The organism is Hyunsoonleella aestuarii (assembly GCF_006148925.1).
Classification (GTDB): domain Bacteria; phylum Bacteroidota; class Bacteroidia; order Flavobacteriales; family Flavobacteriaceae; genus Algibacter_D; species Algibacter_D aestuarii.
Genome location: NZ_VAWB01000002.1, coordinates 469,325 through 487,645, shown reverse-complemented (window position 1 = coordinate 487,645; position 18,321 = coordinate 469,325). Strand labels below are relative to the sequence as shown.

The following is an 18,321-nucleotide window of genomic DNA, read 5'->3' as shown; positions in this document are numbered from 1 at the left end:
AGCTGAATTAAAAATTAAAAAACCCGCTTGATAAGTCTCAAACGGGTTTAAAATATATGTTGATATTACTCAATACATTTTTACTTCGCTTGAGAGCAAATGCAAAAATGATGATGTGTTTGAGTAATAGTCATTTTGTTTCTTTGATGCAAATATCAATAAATTCTAATTAAAACTCCAAATTATCTAAATAATTTTTAGGACAATTAACTAAATGCTAATTTTATAATCGAATTCTTAACTAAAATTTAAAATAAGTCATTAAACATTGAAATATTTAAGATTATTGATTCCCTAAAATAATTGGCATTCCGCTATCACCTGAGCCAATAACAACGACTTTGCTGTTAGGAGATTCAGAAAGTTTAACAGTGGCTTCAATACCTTTGTCTTGAAGAATTTTATCTGTTAAAGATGCGCTCAATATTCTATTTGATTCCGCTTTACCCTTAGCTTCTATAATTACTTTTTCAGCTTCTTTTGCTGCAGTTACTAGTCTAAATTCATATTCTAAAGATTCCTGTTCTTGACGTAACTTGCGCTCAATAGCTTCTTTTATTGTATTTGGCAGTGTAACATCACGAACTAAGACTTCATTAAGTTGGACATATTGTTTATCAAGAATCTTTTTTGTTTCCGCATATATTTCATCTTGAATTGCATCACGCTTGCTGGAGTATAACTGTTCTGGGGTATAGCGTCCAACCACACTTCTTGCTGCACTTCGAATAGCTGGCTGTATAACACGTTGTAAATAATTTTGACCTAGAGACTGATGTAAGTTTCCTAAGTCACTATATACTGGTTCGTACCAAGCGGAAGCATCAATTTGAATTTCTAATCCGTTTGATGATAATACTTTCATTTTTTCAAATAGCTCTTGCTGACGTACTTCGTATACATATACCTTGTTCCAAGGTGCTACAATATGAAACCCTTCAGCCATAGGTGGTTCATCAACTACAACACCTTCTCCAAAGGTTTTAAATAACACGCCTGCTTCTCCAGAGTCTATTGTTACAGCAGATTTTGCTAATATCACAACTAAAATTATTGCCCCAATTATAAAAGGCAACGCTACTTTTGGTAATTTTTCCATTTTTTATTTTTTTAAATTAATCCGTTATACTTTCTTAAAAACCACTCCAAACTTAAGCAAATGACTATAATAATGAGTAGGTATTTCCAATCTATCAAAGGTATGCTTTTTTTAATGCTTTTTTGAATAGGAATAAAACGATTATCATTTAATAATTGATCAAAAAGAGCATCTGTATTATCGATAAAATGACTACTACCTAAACTGTTTGTAGCCAATCTTCGCAATTTCGTTACATTGGCATTCAAAAATTGTTGTTCTACATTATATTCTAAAATTTCAAAACTACCGGACCTAGATATATTTTCGTTCTCGACAACTACAGTAAAACTATATTCCGAAGGCGATAAGCTGCTTAAATCTACTTGATAATTATTGTTCTTAAGAACAAAAGGCAATGTTTTTTCTTCATTAGAATTAAGGTCTTTTACTAACATATTTACATTCTGACGAGCATCGAAAATATAATTCTTATCAAAAAATTGTGCCTTAATAATAATATTATCACTTCCGTTATAGAATGACTCATAATCAATGTCTAGTCTATTTCTTCTTTTATTAGAAGCTAAATACTGAACCAATTTGCCTATAAAATTGTCGAACTCATTGAATGACTTGGTGTTTAAAAAGCTTTGAGCTCTCCATTTCCATAAATTTTCACCAAATAAAATAGCTTCTCTCCTACCTGAGTTTTCATAAGTAACTAATAATGGATTATTAATAGTATTGCCTCCAAGCGACTTATATAATATGGTTTCGTAAGATAATGAAAAGGAAATATTTCCATAATGGGACTTTAATGGCGGAAAACTTTCGAAGTTTATATCTTCTAAATAAAAAGGTTTGTAATTTATGTTCAACTTGCCCTGGTAATCTTCAAGTTGTCCCGTAATTTCATAATTAACATAATTATCAATACTATTTAAGAAGTTAAGATCGGTCTGTGGTCCTAAAACTGTAAATGAGTTTATGTTTTCATCCTTTAATGTTTCAATTAAAGATTTGAATTTATAATTTGGTTGATACAATATAATTAATTGAAAATCATTTGTTTGATCTATAATATCATTAGGATTTATTAATTTGACTGAACGTTGTTCGTTGCTTTCAATACTCTTTTTAAATGCACCAATATCTGGATGAGAAAAATCGCTTACAATAGCAATGTTGGTTTTTTGATCAATAACCTCTACTGCAAAATTTTTACTATTGTTTACAGTATTTTTTTCCTTTTCTAAAGGAACTACATGTGCTCTATAAGTATTAACACCAACCCTTTTTGATGGTATTGTGAAATTGATAATTTTAGAATTATCTTGCTCAGATAGCCAAATAGTTTCTGTGTATACAGTATTAGATCCAGATGTAACTATAAACCGCGTATTGATGCTATTATTTCCATTGTAGGTTAGCATGGTTTCTACTGGAAAGCTGTTTTTTAAATAGGTATACCTATTTACATTTAATTGACTGATTTTTAAATCTACAAATGATGTTGTGTCACCAACAATTATTGGATAGATGGGTTGTTTGTAAGAATCATAGCTAAACTCATAGTCTGATCCAAAGGTTTGATTTCCGTCTGACACCATTACCGTTGGTGAAACAGAATTCTTATAAACTTCATTTAATTGACTAAATGCCTTATGAATATTTGTTTGACGTTCATTAAAACTTAAAGAATCTGCAGCTACTAATTCACTACCAAAAGTATAGGTACTTACATTGAATTTTTGGGTTAACGACTCATTGTTGGTTAAAGCCTCTAAGAATTGCTCAACTTTATCATTGTTACCTGAATATTTTATAGAACTACTATTATCAACAGCTAAAACCAAATTAGGTTTTTCAATAGACAACTCATTTTGTTCAAATTTTGGATTTATTAGTAATAATAAAATTGAAAAAACAGTTAGAAACCTAAGAATGGCAACAAGAAAAATAAAACGTGATTTATTTGTCACCTTATATTTATACTGAAAAAGCGCTATAAATAGCGCTAATATTCCAGCAATTATAATGTATATCAAGGTTTTTGCTTCCACCTACATTTTTACATTTAATAACTCAAAAGAATTAAAAAAGCGGTTTAAATTTAAATTATCACCATTGTCTTTTTCATAAATAACTTGCGTCATATATATTTTAAATCCAACTAAAATAATTTTCATCCTTATAATATACTGATATCCGCTAACATCTACAGAAATTTTTGCATCTGTCCCATTATAGCCATTAAATATCATGTCAGACTTAGATATAAGTGTTCCTTTAGTATTTGTTGCAGCACCATTAACCGCATTTTCTAATACTTGATTTCTTTTTTCTAAAGTATTTAAACCTTCCGGAAAAAAGGAGTTTGGATATTCGCTGAAAGAAGACATATAGATGAAATTTTCATCACCACTATCTGATTGATAGGTATATGTGTGCATAGTTACTAATCCTTTTTCTGTTGAAACATCACTTTTACCCTTCTTTGGTTCAGAAGGAAATTCAATGCGATACGCTGCTTCTAAGTCTTTTATCTTATACCATTCATTATTTTGTGCAATTAGCGTATAAAAACTACATACAAAAAATAATACAAATAGTTCTTTCATAATACTATGTCAGCATTCCGCCATCAACGTTTAAGGTTTGCCCAGTAACATAAGCACTCATATCGCTAGCTAAGAAAACACAAACATTTGCGATATCTTCTGGAGTTCCTCCACGTTTTAAAGGAATACCAGCCCTCCATCCTTTAACAACCTCTTCATCAAGCTTTGCTGTCATTTCTGTTTCTATAAATCCAGGAGCTACAACATTACTTCTTATGTTTCTCGAACCTAATTCTAGTGCAACTGATTTGGAAAATCCTATGATTCCAGCTTTTGATGCCGCATAATTAGTTTGACCAGCATTACCTTTAACACCTACGACAGAACTCATGTTAATTATAGATCCTTTGCGTTGCTTTAGCATGGTGCGTTGTACAGCTTTGGTCATATTAAAAACTGATTTAAGATTAACCTCTATAACTGTATCGAAATCTTCTTCTGTAATGCGCATTAACAAATTATCCTTTGTTATACCTGCATTATTAACCAAAATATCGATACTTCCAAACTCTGAAGCAACCTCTTCTGCTAATTTCTGAGCCTCTTCAAAACTGGCAGCATTACTTTTATATCCTTTAGCCTTAACTCCTAAAGCGTTCAATTCTTTTTCAAGTTCATTAGCTGCTTCAACAGATGAACTATAGGTAAAAGCTACATTAGCCCCCTGCTGAGCAAATACCTGAGCTATTCCTTTCCCAATTCCACGACTCGCACCAGTAACGATAGCCGTTTTTCCTTCTAATAATTTCATAATAAATTTAGTTAGTTATTATAGTATCTTGTTGTATTCAAATATAACAAATACTAATTGCTTTGAAATAAAAAAACCTCACAAGATTTTGTGAGGTTTTATAATTGTTATCTAAGTTTTAAGCTAAAACTTCAGCTATTTTTTTACCAATCTCAGCAGGTGAATCTACTACGTGTATTCCACAAGACCTCATAATTTTCTTTTTAGCTTGGGCAGTATCATCACTACCACCAACAATCGCACCTGCATGTCCCATTGTGCGTCCTGCAGGGGCTGTCTCACCAGCTATAAATCCCACAACAGGTTTGTTGCTCCCACTAGATTTGTACCAATTAGCAGCATCGGCTTCTAGTTGCCCACCAATCTCGCCAATCATAACAACAGCTTCAGTTTCTGGGTCGTTAATTAATAATTCTACCGCTTCTTTAGTAGTTGTTCCAATTATAGGATCTCCACCAATACCAATAGCAGTTGTTATCCCAAGACCTTGTTTTACAACCTGATCGGCAGCTTCATAAGTCAAAGTTCCAGATTTAGACACTATACCAACCTTTCCTTTTTTAAATACAAAACCTGGCATAATACCAACTTTAGCTTCTTCTGGTGTTATAACACCTGGACAGTTTGGACCTATTAATCGACAATTTTTATTTTTAATATAATTTGAAGCGATAATCATATCTGCAACTGGTATACCTTCAGTAATTGTAATTATTACTTTAATACCAGCATCGGCAGCTTCCATTATAGCATCAGCAGCAAAAGCAGGTGGTACGAAAATAATGGTCGTATCTGCTCCTACTTCATTTACAGCTTCTAAAACAGTATTAAATACAGGCTTTTCTAAATGTGTCTGTCCTCCTTTTCCTGGAGTTACTCCTCCAACGATATTCGTCCCATACTCAATCATTTGGCTTGCATGAAAAGTACCTTCACTACCTGTAAATCCTTGCACTATAATTTTTGAATCTTTATTTACTAAAACACTCATGTTTTTCTATTTGGATATTTGTCTTGCAAAAATAATTTTTTGAAGTTATTTAAAAGACTAATTATTTTATTTTTTTTAAAGTCGCTAATATTTCAGGAATTCTTTTAATCGAAGCCATTTCTTTTAATACCATTCGAGCCTCTTGAGCAGGAACTCCCCAATATGTTTTTCCTCCTTCAAGAGATTTACTTATACCTGTTTGAGCATGGATAACTGCTTTTTCACCAATAGTTATACCACTAGTGCAACCTACTTGACCCCAAATAGTTACGTCATCTTCTATAACAACACATCCAGCAATTCCAACTTGAGACGCCACTAAGCAGTTTTTTCCAAGTTCGGTGTCGTGACCTATTTGAATTTGATTATCAAGTTTTGAACCCTCTCCAATAATTGTATCTCCACTTACACCTCTGTCTATCGTACAGCCAGACCCTATATCTACATTATCTTTAATCATAACACGGCCACCAGATTTTAGCCTGTCGTATCCTTCAGGTCGTTTTTTATAATAAAACGCATTAGCACCTAAAACAGTTCCAGCATGAATAGTAACATTATTGCCAATAACAGTATCATCATAAATGCTCACATTGGAATGTATTATGCAATTATCACCAATAGTAACATTGTGTCCAATAAAACAATTAGGTTGAATAATAGAGTTTATACCAATTTCTGCAGATTCAGATATAGATACATTTGAAGCAACAAACGGTTTAAAATAATCTGTTAATTTATTGAAATCTCTAAATGGATCATCACTTACAAGCAAGGCCTTGCCTTCCGGACATTTAACTTCTTTATTTATAAGAATAATAGTTGCTGCAGAATTTAGTGCCTTGTCATAATATTTTGGATGATCCACAAAAACGATATCTCCTGGTTCAACAACATGGATTTCGTTCATTCCTAAAACTTGAAAATCTTCTGCTCCAATAAAGTTACAATCAATTAAGCTTGCAACTTGCTTTAGAGTATATGCTTTTGGAAACTTCAATAGTTATTCTTTGATCCGTTCTTTGTACGTTCCTTTCTCAGTTTCTATCTTAATTTTATCACCTTCATTGATAAAAAGAGGGACATTAACTTCTGCTCCAGTTTCAACAGTAGCAGGTTTTGTTGCGTTAGTTGCAGTATTACCTTTTACTCCTGGTTCTGTATGTGTTACTTCTAAAATTACACTTGCAGGCATTTCAATAGAAAGTGGCATATTATCTTCAGTGTTAATAAGAACTGTAACAACCTCTCCTTCTTTCATTAAATCTGGTCTATCCAAGGCAGCTTCTAATAAACGAATTTGTGTGTAATCCGCTTCATTCATAAAATGATAAAACTCACCATCATTATAAAGATATTGAAATTTGTGCGTTTCTACGCGTACGTCTTCAATTTTATGACCTGCCGAGAAAGTATTATCAATTACTTTTCCAGTAGTTACACTTTTTAATTTAGTTCTTACAAACGCCGGCCCTTTACCTGGTTTAACGTGTAAAAATTCTATAATTTTAAATATATCATGATTATACCTAATGCATAACCCATTTCTAATATCACTAGTACTTGCCATAAAGTTAATTTGATTTAAAATATCCTTTCATAATTCCCCGATGAGAATTCTTAATAAATTGAAGTATCTCGTCTCTTTCTGGAGTTGCCTCCATTTCTGCTTCTATTATTTCTGAAGCTTGAGTATTGTTGTAATTTTTTTGATAAAGAATTCTATAGATATTTTGAATCTCTCTAATTTTATCGGTTGAAAAGCCTCTTCTTCTTAAACCCACTGAATTAATACCTACATATGATAATGGTTCACGTGCTGCTTTTACATAAGGAGGCACATCTTTTCTAACTAATGAACCGCCAGTAACAAAAGCATGGTTACCTACTGAAACAAATTGATGTACAGCTGTCATTCCAGCCAAAACAACATTATCTCCTATAGTAATATGTCCTGCCAGTGTACTGTTATTTGAGAAAATACAGTTGTTACCAACAATACAATCGTGAGCTACGTGACAATAGGCCATTATTAGACAATTATTACCAATAACAGTTTTCATTCTGTCGGCAGTACCTCTATTAATTGTCACACATTCTCTAATGGTAACATTGTCACCTATTTCAACTGTTGTTTCTTCATCGTTATATTTCAAATCTTGAGGAACTGCAGAAATAACAGAGCCTGGAAAAATATTGCAATTTTTACCAATTCTAGCACCTTCCATAATAGTAACATTACTTCCAATCCATGTGCCTTCTCCAATCTTAACATTACCATGAATAGTAGTGAAAGGTTCAATCACTACGTTTTTTGCAATTTTCGCTCCTGGATGAACGTATGCTAAAGGTTGATTCATTTTTTCTTAATTATTTTACTTTAGAAATTTGAGCCATTAATTCAGCTTCAGCACATAATTTACCATTAGCATAAGCATAGCCCTGCATATGGCATATTCCTCTTCGTATTGGAGTAATTAATGAGCATTTAAAGATTAATGTATCGCCTGGTACTACTTTTTGTTTAAACTTAACATTATCCATTTTCATGAAAAAAGTTAAATAATTTTCTGGATCTGGAACTGTATTTAATACAAGTATTCCTCCTGTTTGAGCCATAGCTTCAACAATTAAAACTCCTGGCATTACTGGAGCTCCTGGAAAATGACCTTTAAAAAACTCTTCATTCATAGTCACATTTTTTAAGCCAACCACATAATTATCGGTTAACTCAAAAACTTTGTCTAGTAATAAGAAGGGTTGTCTATGGGGTAACATGGCCATGATTTGATTAACATCCATTAAAGGTGCTTGATTCAAATCGATATTTGGAACATTATTACGGCGCTCATTTTTGATTATTTTCGACAACTTCTTTGCAAATTGTGTGTTCACAAAATGCCCCGGCTTATTTGCAATAATTTTTCCTCTAATTCTAGTTCCAACTAAGGCTAAATCTCCTAAAACATCAAGTAGTTTATGTCTTGCAGCTTCATTTGGGTGATGTAATGTCAAATTATCAAGTATACCATTAGGCTTTACGGCAATAGAATCCTTTTTGAAAGCCACCTTAAGTTTTTCCATAGTTTCAGGAGATAATGCCTTATCAACATAAACTATAGCGTTATTTAAGTCTCCTCCTTTTATTAAGCCATTCTCTAAAAGCATTTCAATTTCATGCAAGAAACTAAATGTTCGTGAATTGGATATGTCTTTCTTAAAATCGGATACTTGATTTAATGTAGCATTTTGAGTACCTAAAACCTTAGTGCCAAAATCTACCATCGTAGTAATTTGATACTCTTTAGCGGGCATCACAAGAATTTCACTTCCGCTTTCCTCGTCAACATACGATACAATATCTGAAACTACATATTCTTCTCTAAAAGCATCTAATTCTTCAAGCCCTGCCTTTTCGAGTGCTTCCACGAAAAATTTAGACGACCCATCCATAATTGGAGGCTCTGATTCATTTAGCTCTATAATAGCATTATCAATATCTAACCCTACTAAAGCCGCCAATACATGCTCTGATGTTTGAATAGTGACACCATTTTTTTCTAAACATGTTCCTCTTTGTGTATTAGTAACGTAGTTGGCATCAGCTTCAATTACTGGTGCTCCTTCTAAATCAACTCGTTTAAAAGCTAGTCCAAAGTTTGCACTAGCAGGTTTGAAAGTTAGTGTTACATTTTTTCCCGTATGTAACCCAACTCCAGTTAAAGAAATCTCTTTCTTTATTGTTTTTTGTTTTATTTCAGTATTAACTATTGCCATTTACTTTTTTTTCTAAATCGTTAAGATTTTTTATAATTTTGGGTAGGTTTTTAAAATGAACATATGATTTGTTATAGTCTCCATAAGATAAAGCTGGAGAGCCTTGTAAAACTTCATTATTCTTAATACTTCTTCCAATACCTGATTGAGCTTGAATTTTTACATTATTTCCAATTGTGATATGTCCAACAATACCAACTTGTCCACCAATTTGACAATTTTCACCAATTTTTGTTGAACCAGCAATACCTGTTTGAGCCGCTATAACAGTATTTTTACCTATTTCCACATTGTGTGCTATTTGGATTTGATTATCTAATTTAACTCCTCTTCTTATTATTGTTGAACCTAATGTGGCCCTATCTATGGTTGTTGCTGCACCAACGTCCACAAAGTCTTCTAAAATTACATTCCCTGTTTGAGGGACTTTCGAATATTCACCTTGTTCATTTGGTGTAAAGCCGAATCCATCTGCTCCAATAATAGCACCAGAATTAATTACACAGTTATTACCTATAATACATTCTGAATAAATTTTAGCTCCTGCAAAAACAATAGTATTATCTCCTAAAACTACGTTATCCCCAATATAAACATTCGGAAATATTTTTACATTATCGCCAATAACTACATTTTCACCAATATAAGAGAATGCGCCAATATAGATATTTTCACCTTGTCTCGATGATTCAGAAATAAATGAAGGCTGTTCAATACCAAACTTGTTAAGCTTTACCAAATTATAGTATTCCAAAACTTTAGAAAACGCCTTATAAGCATCCTCCACTTTTATTAAAGTTGCCGTTACATTGTTTTCTGGCTCAAAAGTTTTATTCACGATAGCTATTGATGCTTCAGTTGTATATATATAAGGAGTATACTTAGGATTTGCAAGAAAAGTTAAAGAACCCTTAACCCCTTCTTCTATTTTTGATAATTTCGAAACTTCTACATCAGCATCTCCAACTACATCGCCCTCTAGAATTTCTGCTATTTGTAGTGCTGTAAATTTCACTCGCTGAGGTTTGTTTAGTTTTCGTTTGATTTCCGCAAAAATAGGAAAAATGTGCTAAAGTTTTTCCTTAGGGTAGCATATATAATATTTCGTGATTGGTTTTGATAGCGGTTTAAGGTTTAAATGATCTGAAGCCTTAACAATATCTTCAATTTTTCCAGATTTATAAAGAATATTGATATTCTTACCCTTTATGCCATAGGCTTGATTTGAAACTTCCCCTTTAAAAACAAAATAGCTTGCTTCTTCTTGACTAATACCATGAACACTGGTTAAATTATTTAAATGCTTATCTAGAGTTGATCCCTTAAAAGGTTTACTTTTTATTTTAACTTTTAATAAATCTCTATTTATTATCATTTTGCACAAATTGCTTAAGACAAAATCGTCATGATTTTGCCATTCTTTCATAGCACTAACAACGTCATAATCGTCTAGTTGTGAAAAAATATTGAGTGTTGAATCACTAAAATTTGAATGAGAAATTTCATTGCATAGAAAATAGCTTAAAGGCTTACTTGCATTTAGCTCAATCGAACGGTTTGCTAATTCTTTCGCACGTTTTAAAACTCTTATTAAAAGTTGCTCTGCTGCTAAACCTGTTTTATGCAGATATACTTGCCAATACATGAATCGGCGTGCAATAAGAAATTTTTCTACACTATATATCCCTTTTTCCTCAACAACTAGCTCTTCATCAACAACATTAAGCATAGTTATTAATCTTTCGCTGTTTACATTTCCTTCAGCTACTCCAGTATAAAAACTATCGCGTCGCAAATAGTCTAATCTATCAATATCTAATTGGCTTGAAATTAGCTGACACATGAATTTTCTATGGTATTCGCCTTTAAAAATTTGTATGGCAAGCGTTAAATTTGAGTTAAATTCTTGATTAAGTTTCTTCATTAAGAGCAACGAAATTTCTTCATGAGAAACATTATTTACAATACTATGCTCCATGGCATGCGAAAACGGACCATGACCAATATCGTGCAATAAAATAGCAACATAAAGTGCGTCTTCTTCATCTTTAGATATTGTAACTCCCTTGAAGCGAAGTATATTAACCGCTTTTTGCATTAAATTAACACAGCCAATAGCATGATGAAATCGTGTATGATGCGCTCCGGGATATACCAAATATGACATACCCATTTGTGTAATTCTCCTTAAACGCTGAAAGTATTTATGCTGAATTAAGTCAAAAATTAAGGAATTAGGAATAGTAATAAATCCGTAAATTGGATCGTTTAAGATTTTAAGTTTGTTCAAACTTTAAATTTTTAGTTTTAAATATATTACAAATATAACTATATGAAGTCCAATTTGGACATTTGCAATTTAAACACACTTTACAAAAAACTAATATGATAAATATACTTTGGGTTGATGATGAAATAGATTTACTTAAACCCCATATTTTATTTCTTGAGAAAAAGAATTATAACGTTACCACTTGTAATAGCGGCACAGATGCCATTGAAATATTAGATGATAATAATTTCGATATTGTTTTTCTCGATGAAAATATGCCTGGTCTATCAGGTCTTGAAACTTTAAATGAAATCAAAGAAAAGCAAGATAATCTTCCTGTTGTAATGATTACCAAAAGTGAAGAGGAATATATAATGGAAGAAGCTATTGGTAATAAAATAGCCGATTACCTAATTAAACCAGTAAACCCAAACCAAATACTACTCAGTTTAAAAAAGAATCTCGATCACTCTAGATTAATTTCGGAAAAAACAACCTCAAATTATCAACAAGAGTTTAGAAAAATAGCTATGGATTTGGCTATGGTAAACAGTTATGAAGAGTGGGTTAACCTCTATCAAAAGCTTATATATTGGGAAATTCAGTTAGAGGATATTGAAGATGCAGGCATGTTTGAAATATTAGAATCTCAAAAAACTGAAGCCAATATTCAATTCGGAAAATTTATTGATAAAAAATATGCGGATTGGTTCAAACCAAACACAGAGGCTCCTGTAATGTCCCATACGCTTTTCAAAGAGAAAGTAATGCCTGAAATTAGTAAAGAGCAACCAACCTTATTTGTGGTTATTGATAATTTAAGGTATGATCAATGGAAAGTTTTTGAGCCTATTATAAGCAATTATTATAAAAAAGAAAATGAAGAAGCCTTTTTTAGCATTTTACCAACAGCAACACAATACGCTAGAAATGCAATTTTTTCAGGTTTAATGCCTAGTGACATGGAAAAATTGTTTCCTAATTATTGGAAAAATGATACAGATGAAGGAGGAAAAAATTTGTTTGAAGCAGAATTTTTAGAAGCTCAACTTAAACGCTTAAACCTAAACCATTTAAAGAGTGAATATTATAAAATAACCAATCTCAAATCTGGAAAAAAGTTAGTTGATAATTTTAGGTCTTTAAAGAATAACGATTTAACTGTACTAGTCTATAATTTTGTTGATATGCTATCACATGCAAAAACTGAAATGGAAGTTGTTAAGGAATTGGCATCTAACGACAAAGCCTATCGTTCTTTAACCCTCAGTTGGTTTAAAAACTCACCACTTTTAGAAATGATTCAACAAGCTCAACAATTAGGCTTTAAATTAATTTTAACTACTGATCACGGAACCATTAATGTAAAAAACCCATCTAAAGTTATTGGAGATAGAGATACTAGTTTGAATTTACGTTATAAAACTGGAAGAAGTCTTACCTTTGACAGTAAAGATGTTTTGGTTGCCAATGCTCCTAAAGACATTCATTTACCTTCTATTACAATGAGCAGTTCATATATTTTTGCTAAAAGTGATTTGTTTTTTGCCTATCCTAATAATTACAATCATTATGTGAGCTATTTTAGAAATACTTATCAACATGGTGGTGTTTCATTGGAAGAAATGATTATTCCATTTGTGGTTTTCAACCCTAAATAAATCTATGTAATGCAAAAAACTTCGGTGAAATACACTTTTTCCTAGGTTTTCTCACTTTTAATTTATAATATTGTATTAAAATTTAACTATTGGAAATTAGCTATAGTTTAGATTCAATTGACGATGCAGCAAATTGGATTATAAAAAATGTTAAGACAAAAACGATTTTTTTATATGGAGAAATGGGAGCTGGCAAAACAACGCTTATAAAATCCATAGTAAAAGTTTTAAGTAGTAATGATGAAGTTAGCAGTCCAACTTTTTCGATAGTTAATGAATATGAAAGTTTAAATGAATCCATATATCATTTTGATTTATATAGGATTGAAAACATAGAAGAGGCTTATAATTTTGGAATTGAAGATTATATAGACTCGAATAATTGGATCATTGTAGAATGGCCAAATTTAATTGAAAGTTTAGTCGACAATTATGATAGAGTTTTTATCAATAAAAATGAAGATAATTCTCGAACTATAAGATTAGAAAATAGAAGAATTTAACAAATAAAATAAGCTAGTAGACACTATGAATAACCCCGAATTTTGAAGTTTTACGGTAAACCCGCAGCGTAAAAATTAAAAATCAATGTTTTTAACATAATTTTAACATTTTGCCAATTTCTTCAAAATACTCTTTGTTTACATTTGGGATATTAATTAATTAATCCCTTATATTATGAAAACAAAAAAGTATGTAATTGCAATCGCAATTTTCGGAGGCATGTTGTTTTTGGCTAGTACTGCAAATCAATATAATTTAGATGCGCAACAAACAGCAAAAATCGATAAAAAACCTAGAACAAATTTCGACAAATAAGAAAGATGTAAATGGTTTAGTTTTGGGTAGCATCGTAGCAACCCTAATAGCTATTACCCCTTATCTTTTTTCTTTGTATGAAAGTGTTCCAGAGCAAAGGCTTTGGGACACTTTTTTATTTACATATGACAGTAAAGCTTGGCAAGATGCAAATTATGCCATGTGGGTACTAACTGGCAAACTAATACCCTTATTTTTATTGTTTATTTGGTTTTTTACCTGCAGACATTGGTGGTATCATTCTATTCTAGTACCAATAGCAATGTATGTTTTTCAAATAATTGATAATTTGAGTGGAGACACCGAATTTATAGATGAATTTCAGCTCATGTATTTATTACCTGTAATGGCTATCATTATACCATCTATATATTTAATTAGAGCCCGTATATTCAACAAAATTAATGATGCAAATAAATCTTTAGAGGAATTAGAAGAGGAGTTTAAGATATCACCAAAAAACTTTTGGGGTAAATTAAAAGATTATTTCTAGTTACCTTTACTTAACCTATCTCTTTCTAATAAATCAATACTCTTTTTATTATTTTTTAATTTTAAGTTTCCTATCTTATAATTAAATCCAAATACAAATAGTCTATTTTCTAATTGAAATTTTGTAAAAATATCTTGATTTAAATACTTTGTAGTTGCATTAAAATTTCTTGTATTGAAAATATCCAATACACCAAGGCTAAATGTAGCTTTATTTTGCCAAAACGTCTTTTTTAAATTAATATCTAAACTAGACACAAAACTTGAATCAGTTGGTCCATCATTGGTAGGAGATAAATAATTAAAAGAAACATCTATTGATAAACTTTTGTCTTTTAATAAAGTAAAATAGTTATTAATTTCTGCGTATAAACTCCATTGCTTACCTTCAAATGAAACTAGGTTACTTTCAATTGGATTGAAATTAGTTTTATAATGAAAAATTGATGATAAAAAATATAAATTCCAAAAACGATTCAATGGAACATAGGTTGTAAAATCTAGACCATAGGAAACCGATTCATCTGTGTTTGTATATTGATATACTAGTAAATTTCTGCCGTTATCTTGATAAAAATACTGTAAAAAGGGATTGTTTTCGTGTCTATAATAAAGTTCAAAAGTATAATCTTGGTTAAAAGTATATCCTAATATAAATTGATTATCTATTTGAGGTTTTAAATTAGGATCTCCCGTTATAAAAGTATTATCATTTAAAAAATACTTAAATGGATTTAATTGTTCGTATCGAGGGCGGTAAATTCGCTTACTATAATTGATATACAAAAGATTTTGATCATTTAGCTTATTTGAAATATAAAGTGTTGGGAAAAACTTTAAATATTTCGTATCATTTACAGTGCTATTTGATAATGAATTTCCCTCAACTCTCGTTAACTCATTTCTTAAACCTAATTTTAGGTTCCATGAATCCCACTCTTTTGAATAACTCAAATATGCTGCATAATTAGTTTCTTTATATAAAAATGTATCAGAGTTTTGAAAATCCTGTTCTTTAATTCCATTTTTGAAACTATATTGAGTCAAAATATTTTTTGAATTTATATTGGCTATTTTCACACCAGCCTCAAACATTCCAGATCCGTATGATGGCAATACATAATCTACTTGACCTGTATATATTTTTATTGCTTGACTTGAAAAGGTTTGAAACTGATTACTTCTAATTAAGGATTCGTCAGGAAATAAATAATCCGTATCAACATTTTGAAAACTAGAAAAATCAAAATCAGTATAGTGCGCATTAAATAATAACTTTTCACCATTTTTCTTAAACTTGTGTATATAATCTAATCCAAAGGCAAGATTAAACTTCTCATCAACGCTTATATTATCAGTAATGAAGGTAGAATCTAATACTTTCATATTATTAAAAACTTCTGTAATAGCACTAGAATGGTAACGTGTTTTTTCTCTCGGTGATATCATCATGCTTGTTGAAAATCCCAAACTATTATTTTTATCTAACTCATATTCAATATTAGCATTTATATTATGATTAGAAGTTTTACTATTTAATCCAAATTTAGTTTTCCAACTTGAAGTTGTTTGTTCTAAATCTATAAAGTTCACAAATTCATCATATCCTCTAAATTCCTTTCTTGGACTAATGCTATAATTTATATATGTATTTAACTTTTTGGTCCTAAAAAAATGACTAGTTCCAAAAGAATACTTAGGAAACACAGATCCTTGTTTAAAATTCCCAAATACGCTACCATTGTAACCAGCTATGATCTTTTTGCTAGTCACAATATTTAAAACAGCACCACCTTCTGCATCATACTTTGCCGGTGGATTAGTTATCACTTCAATAGACTTTAAATTTGAAGCCGATGTGCCCTCCAAGAGCTGTTGTACTTCACTTGAAGACAGGTGTACTCTTCTGTCATTAATATAAATAGTAGGTGTAGAGTTTTTTATAGATATGCTTCCGTCATTAACTATTACCCCAGGTGTATTCTTCAAAACATCTAATACATTATTGTTTGATAAAGTTGAGTTTTCAACATTAAAAACAACCCTATCAACTAAACGTTTTACAGTTGGTCTTTTAGCCGTAACAGTAACACCTTCCAGTTCTTCAACATCTTCAACAAGGATTATTTCTGACAGAGTTAAATCATTTTTTACTTCGATTCTTGTGACATGTTTGGAATAACCAATATAACTTACCTCCAAAATATAGTTTTCGATGTTAACATTTTCTATCTCAAATAAACCCATTTCGTTTGTAGATGTTCCTTTTATAAAAAGCGAGTCAGTAGAGGTCTTTAGAACCACATTGGCATAAGGAATGGGTGCCTTATTTTGGTCTATAATTTTTCCTTGAATCGAATAATTTTGTGCAAATCCATATAAGCAGAAAAAAAACAGGGAAAATGAAAATAATTTTTTAACCATATTATAAGTCATCATTACAAACATAAAATAATTAATTCAAAAAGCTATGAGGTAAAGCCATAATAGTTTTTAATTAAATTCTTACAAAATTACCATAGTAAAAGACACTTTTATCTTAGATATTATCTTGATTTATTTCCGGCTAAATTCTAACTTTAAATATTTTATTTGTAATTTCATATTTCTTTAACTAACCAAAGTTATGTCTGAATCGTTATCTCCTTTTACAAAGCAACAATTGCTACCCCAAGAGGAAAAATTAGAAATATTTAAGAATAAAGGAGAACTGTTTATTGGAATCCCTAAAGAGACAGATTATCAAGAAAGGCGTATTTGCTTAACGCCAGATGCTGTATCAGATTTGGTTAATAATGGCCATAGGGTTTTATTAGAATCTGGAGCTGGAAATGGCGCTAGTTTTAGTGATAAAGATTATAGTGAAGCAGGTGCCGAAATAACAAAAGATACCGCGAAAGTATTTGCTTGTCCAATGATTCTAAAAGTTGAACCTCCAAGTTTAGAGCAAATTAAACTTATTAATCCTCAAGCAATCCTCATTTCAGCATTACAGTTAAAAACGCAGAGTAAAAAGTATTTTGAAGCGCTTGCTTCTAAAAGAGTTACTGCGCTTGCATTTGAGTTTATTCGAGACGAGGATGGAACTTATCCAGCCGTGCGTTCTTTAAGTGAAATAGCAGGAACCGCTTCTGTACTAATCGCATCAGAACTTTTATCGAATGGCAAGGATGGAAATGGTCTTATGTTTGGTAATATTAGCGGAGTACCCCCACTTGAAGTGGTTATATTGGGAGCTGGAACGGTTGGTCAGTTTGCTGCCAGAAGTAGCATTGGCCTAGGTGCAAATATTAAGGTTTTTGATAATTCGGTAACGAAACTGAGACGAATTCAGAAAAATGTAGGCAGACCGCTATACACCTCTACCCTACAACCAAAAAATTTAACCAAAGCACTTAAACGTTGTGATGTAGTCATTGGTGCTTTGCGTGGCACTAATAGATCTCCTATAGTAGTTTCTGAAGGTATGGTTGAACAAATGAAAAAAAGAGCCGTCATCATTGATGTTAGTATTGATATGGGCGGTTGTTTTGAAACAAGTGAGGTAACAACACACAAAAAACCAACGTTTTTGAAACATGGTGTTATACACTACTGTGTTCCTAATATTCCAGCGAGATACCCGCGAACCGCTTCAGTTTCAATAAGTAATATATTCACGCCTTATCTGCTAAAAATTGCTGAAGATGGTGGTTTAGAAAATTCGCTTCGATTTGACAAAGGATTAAAAAATGGGTTGTACTTTTACCACGGAATTTTAACTAGTAAATCTGTTGGTGAATGGTTCGATTTAAAATATAGTGATGTTAATCTTCTAATATTTTAAGTCTACAAATTTTCTGGATTTACTTTAAAG

General features: G+C 31.4%; 17 protein-coding genes. 5 read left to right on the top strand and 12 right to left on the bottom strand.

Annotation, left to right across the window (positions count from 1 at the left end; translation table 11 throughout):
• Positions 1–283: 283 nt before the first annotated feature.
• From FEF17_RS11910 to FEF17_RS11860, 11 genes are all read right to left on the bottom strand, one after another.
• Positions 284–1,099: a prohibitin family protein gene (locus FEF17_RS11910; protein ID WP_139002622.1), complete on the bottom strand. Its 816-nt coding sequence runs from the start codon at positions 1,097–1,099 to the stop codon at positions 284–286.
• Between the two features lie 11 nt (positions 1,100–1,110).
• Positions 1,111–3,144 carry a VWA domain-containing protein gene (locus tag FEF17_RS11905; RefSeq protein WP_139002621.1) on the bottom strand — a complete coding sequence of 678 codons (2,034 nt, stop codon included), beginning with the start codon at positions 3,142–3,144 and terminating at the stop codon, positions 1,111–1,113.
• Entirely contained in the window at positions 3,145–3,702 is a 558-nt protein-coding gene (locus FEF17_RS11900; RefSeq protein WP_139002620.1) for a hypothetical protein, read from the bottom strand. It lies immediately after the preceding gene.
• Between the two features lie 4 nt (positions 3,703–3,706).
• Positions 3,707–4,453 (bottom strand): 3-oxoacyl-[acyl-carrier-protein] reductase, encoded by a 747-nt coding sequence (gene fabG, locus FEF17_RS11895; protein WP_139002619.1) that lies wholly within the window; start codon positions 4,451–4,453, stop codon positions 3,707–3,709.
• A 118-nt stretch (positions 4,454–4,571) separates the two neighbouring features.
• Entirely contained in the window at positions 4,572–5,444 is an 873-nt protein-coding gene (sucD, locus tag FEF17_RS11890) for a succinate--CoA ligase subunit alpha (protein ID WP_139002618.1), read from the bottom strand.
• Positions 5,445–5,505: 61 nt separating this feature from the next.
• Entirely contained in the window at positions 5,506–6,444 is a 939-nt protein-coding gene (locus FEF17_RS11885) for a UDP-3-O-(3-hydroxymyristoyl)glucosamine N-acyltransferase (RefSeq protein ID WP_139002617.1), read from the bottom strand.
• A gap of 3 nt (positions 6,445–6,447) precedes the next feature.
• Positions 6,448–7,014 (bottom strand): elongation factor P, encoded by a 567-nt coding sequence (gene efp / locus FEF17_RS11880; RefSeq protein WP_139002616.1) that lies wholly within the window; start codon positions 7,012–7,014, stop codon positions 6,448–6,450.
• Between the two features lie 4 nt (positions 7,015–7,018).
• On the bottom strand, positions 7,019–7,804 hold the full coding sequence (gene lpxA, locus FEF17_RS11875; protein ID WP_139002615.1) for an acyl-ACP--UDP-N-acetylglucosamine O-acyltransferase: 786 nt from the start codon (positions 7,802–7,804) through the stop codon (positions 7,019–7,021).
• 10 nt (positions 7,805–7,814) lie between these two features.
• Positions 7,815–9,221 (bottom strand): bifunctional UDP-3-O-[3-hydroxymyristoyl] N-acetylglucosamine deacetylase/3-hydroxyacyl-ACP dehydratase, encoded by a 1,407-nt coding sequence (locus FEF17_RS11870; protein WP_139002614.1) that lies wholly within the window; start codon positions 9,219–9,221, stop codon positions 7,815–7,817.
• Positions 9,208–10,236: a UDP-3-O-(3-hydroxymyristoyl)glucosamine N-acyltransferase gene (lpxD, locus tag FEF17_RS11865; RefSeq protein ID WP_139002613.1), complete on the bottom strand. Its 1,029-nt coding sequence runs from the start codon at positions 10,234–10,236 to the stop codon at positions 9,208–9,210. The genes FEF17_RS11870 and lpxD overlap by 14 nt, the downstream gene beginning before the upstream one ends.
• A 54-nt stretch (positions 10,237–10,290) precedes the next feature.
• Positions 10,291–11,511, bottom strand: coding sequence for an HD domain-containing protein (locus FEF17_RS11860; RefSeq protein WP_139002612.1), 1,221 nt, complete (start codon positions 11,509–11,511; stop codon positions 10,291–10,293).
• 95 nt (positions 11,512–11,606) lie between these two features.
• On the opposite strand from FEF17_RS11860, the gene porX reads away from it, so the two are divergent.
• From porX to FEF17_RS11845, 4 genes are all read left to right on the top strand, one after another.
• The gene (gene porX, locus FEF17_RS11855) at positions 11,607–13,154 is read left to right on the top strand and encodes a T9SS response regulator signal transducer PorX (RefSeq protein WP_139002611.1); all 1,548 of its coding nucleotides are present in this window, start codon (positions 11,607–11,609) and stop codon (positions 13,152–13,154) included.
• Between the two features lie 89 nt (positions 13,155–13,243).
• Entirely contained in the window at positions 13,244–13,657 is a 414-nt protein-coding gene (gene tsaE, locus FEF17_RS11850) for a tRNA (adenosine(37)-N6)-threonylcarbamoyltransferase complex ATPase subunit type 1 TsaE (RefSeq protein ID WP_139002610.1), read from the top strand.
• A gap of 175 nt (positions 13,658–13,832) precedes the next feature.
• Entirely contained in the window at positions 13,833–13,973 is a 141-nt protein-coding gene (locus tag FEF17_RS14325) for a hypothetical protein (RefSeq protein WP_170181004.1), read from the top strand.
• Positions 13,918–14,466, top strand: coding sequence for a hypothetical protein (locus FEF17_RS11845; RefSeq protein ID WP_139002609.1), 549 nt, complete (start codon positions 13,918–13,920; stop codon positions 14,464–14,466). The genes FEF17_RS14325 and FEF17_RS11845 overlap by 56 nt, the downstream gene beginning before the upstream one ends.
• Here the strand turns inward: FEF17_RS11845 and FEF17_RS11840 are convergent.
• Positions 14,463–16,904, bottom strand: a complete 2,442-nt coding sequence (locus tag FEF17_RS11840; RefSeq protein ID WP_211342481.1) for an outer membrane beta-barrel family protein — start codon at positions 16,902–16,904, stop codon at positions 14,463–14,465. The two genes, FEF17_RS11845 and FEF17_RS11840, sit on opposite strands and share 4 nt — an antisense overlap.
• Positions 16,905–17,091: 187 nt before the next feature.
• Here FEF17_RS11840 and FEF17_RS11835 point away from each other — a divergent pair, with 187 nt between their 5' ends.
• The gene (locus FEF17_RS11835) at positions 17,092–18,291 is read left to right on the top strand and encodes an alanine dehydrogenase (protein ID WP_139002607.1); all 1,200 of its coding nucleotides are present in this window, start codon (positions 17,092–17,094) and stop codon (positions 18,289–18,291) included.
• The last annotated feature ends 30 nt before the right edge of the window (positions 18,292–18,321 follow it).

Bases quoted from the DNA above. Each gene is read 5' to 3' on its own strand.
- FEF17_RS11910 (WP_139002622.1), bottom strand. From the start codon at position 1,099: ATGGAAAAATTACCAAAAGTAGCGTTGCCTTTTATAATTGGGGCAATA.
- FEF17_RS11900 (WP_139002620.1), bottom strand. From the start codon at position 3,702: ATGAAAGAACTATTTGTATTATTTTTTGTATGTAGTTTTTATACGCTA.
- fabG (WP_139002619.1), bottom strand. From the start codon at position 4,453: ATGAAATTATTAGAAGGAAAAACGGCTATCGTTACTGGTGCGAGTCGT.
- sucD (WP_139002618.1), bottom strand. From the start codon at position 5,444: ATGAGTGTTTTAGTAAATAAAGATTCAAAAATTATAGTGCAAGGATTT.
- efp (WP_139002616.1), bottom strand. From the start codon at position 7,014: ATGGCAAGTACTAGTGATATTAGAAATGGGTTATGCATTAGGTATAAT.
- lpxA (WP_139002615.1), bottom strand. From the start codon at position 7,804: ATGAATCAACCTTTAGCATACGTTCATCCAGGAGCGAAAATTGCAAAA.
- FEF17_RS11870 (WP_139002614.1), bottom strand. From the start codon at position 9,221: ATGGCAATAGTTAATACTGAAATAAAACAAAAAACAATAAAGAAAGAG.
- porX (WP_139002611.1), top strand. From the start codon at position 11,607: ATGATAAATATACTTTGGGTTGATGATGAAATAGATTTACTTAAACCC.
- FEF17_RS14325 (WP_170181004.1), top strand. From the start codon at position 13,833: ATGAAAACAAAAAAGTATGTAATTGCAATCGCAATTTTCGGAGGCATG.
- FEF17_RS11845 (WP_139002609.1), top strand. From the start codon at position 13,918: ATGCGCAACAAACAGCAAAAATCGATAAAAAACCTAGAACAAATTTCG.
- FEF17_RS11840 (WP_211342481.1), bottom strand. From the start codon at position 16,904: ATGATGACTTATAATATGGTTAAAAAATTATTTTCATTTTCCCTGTTT.
- FEF17_RS11835 (WP_139002607.1), top strand. From the start codon at position 17,092: ATGTCTGAATCGTTATCTCCTTTTACAAAGCAACAATTGCTACCCCAA.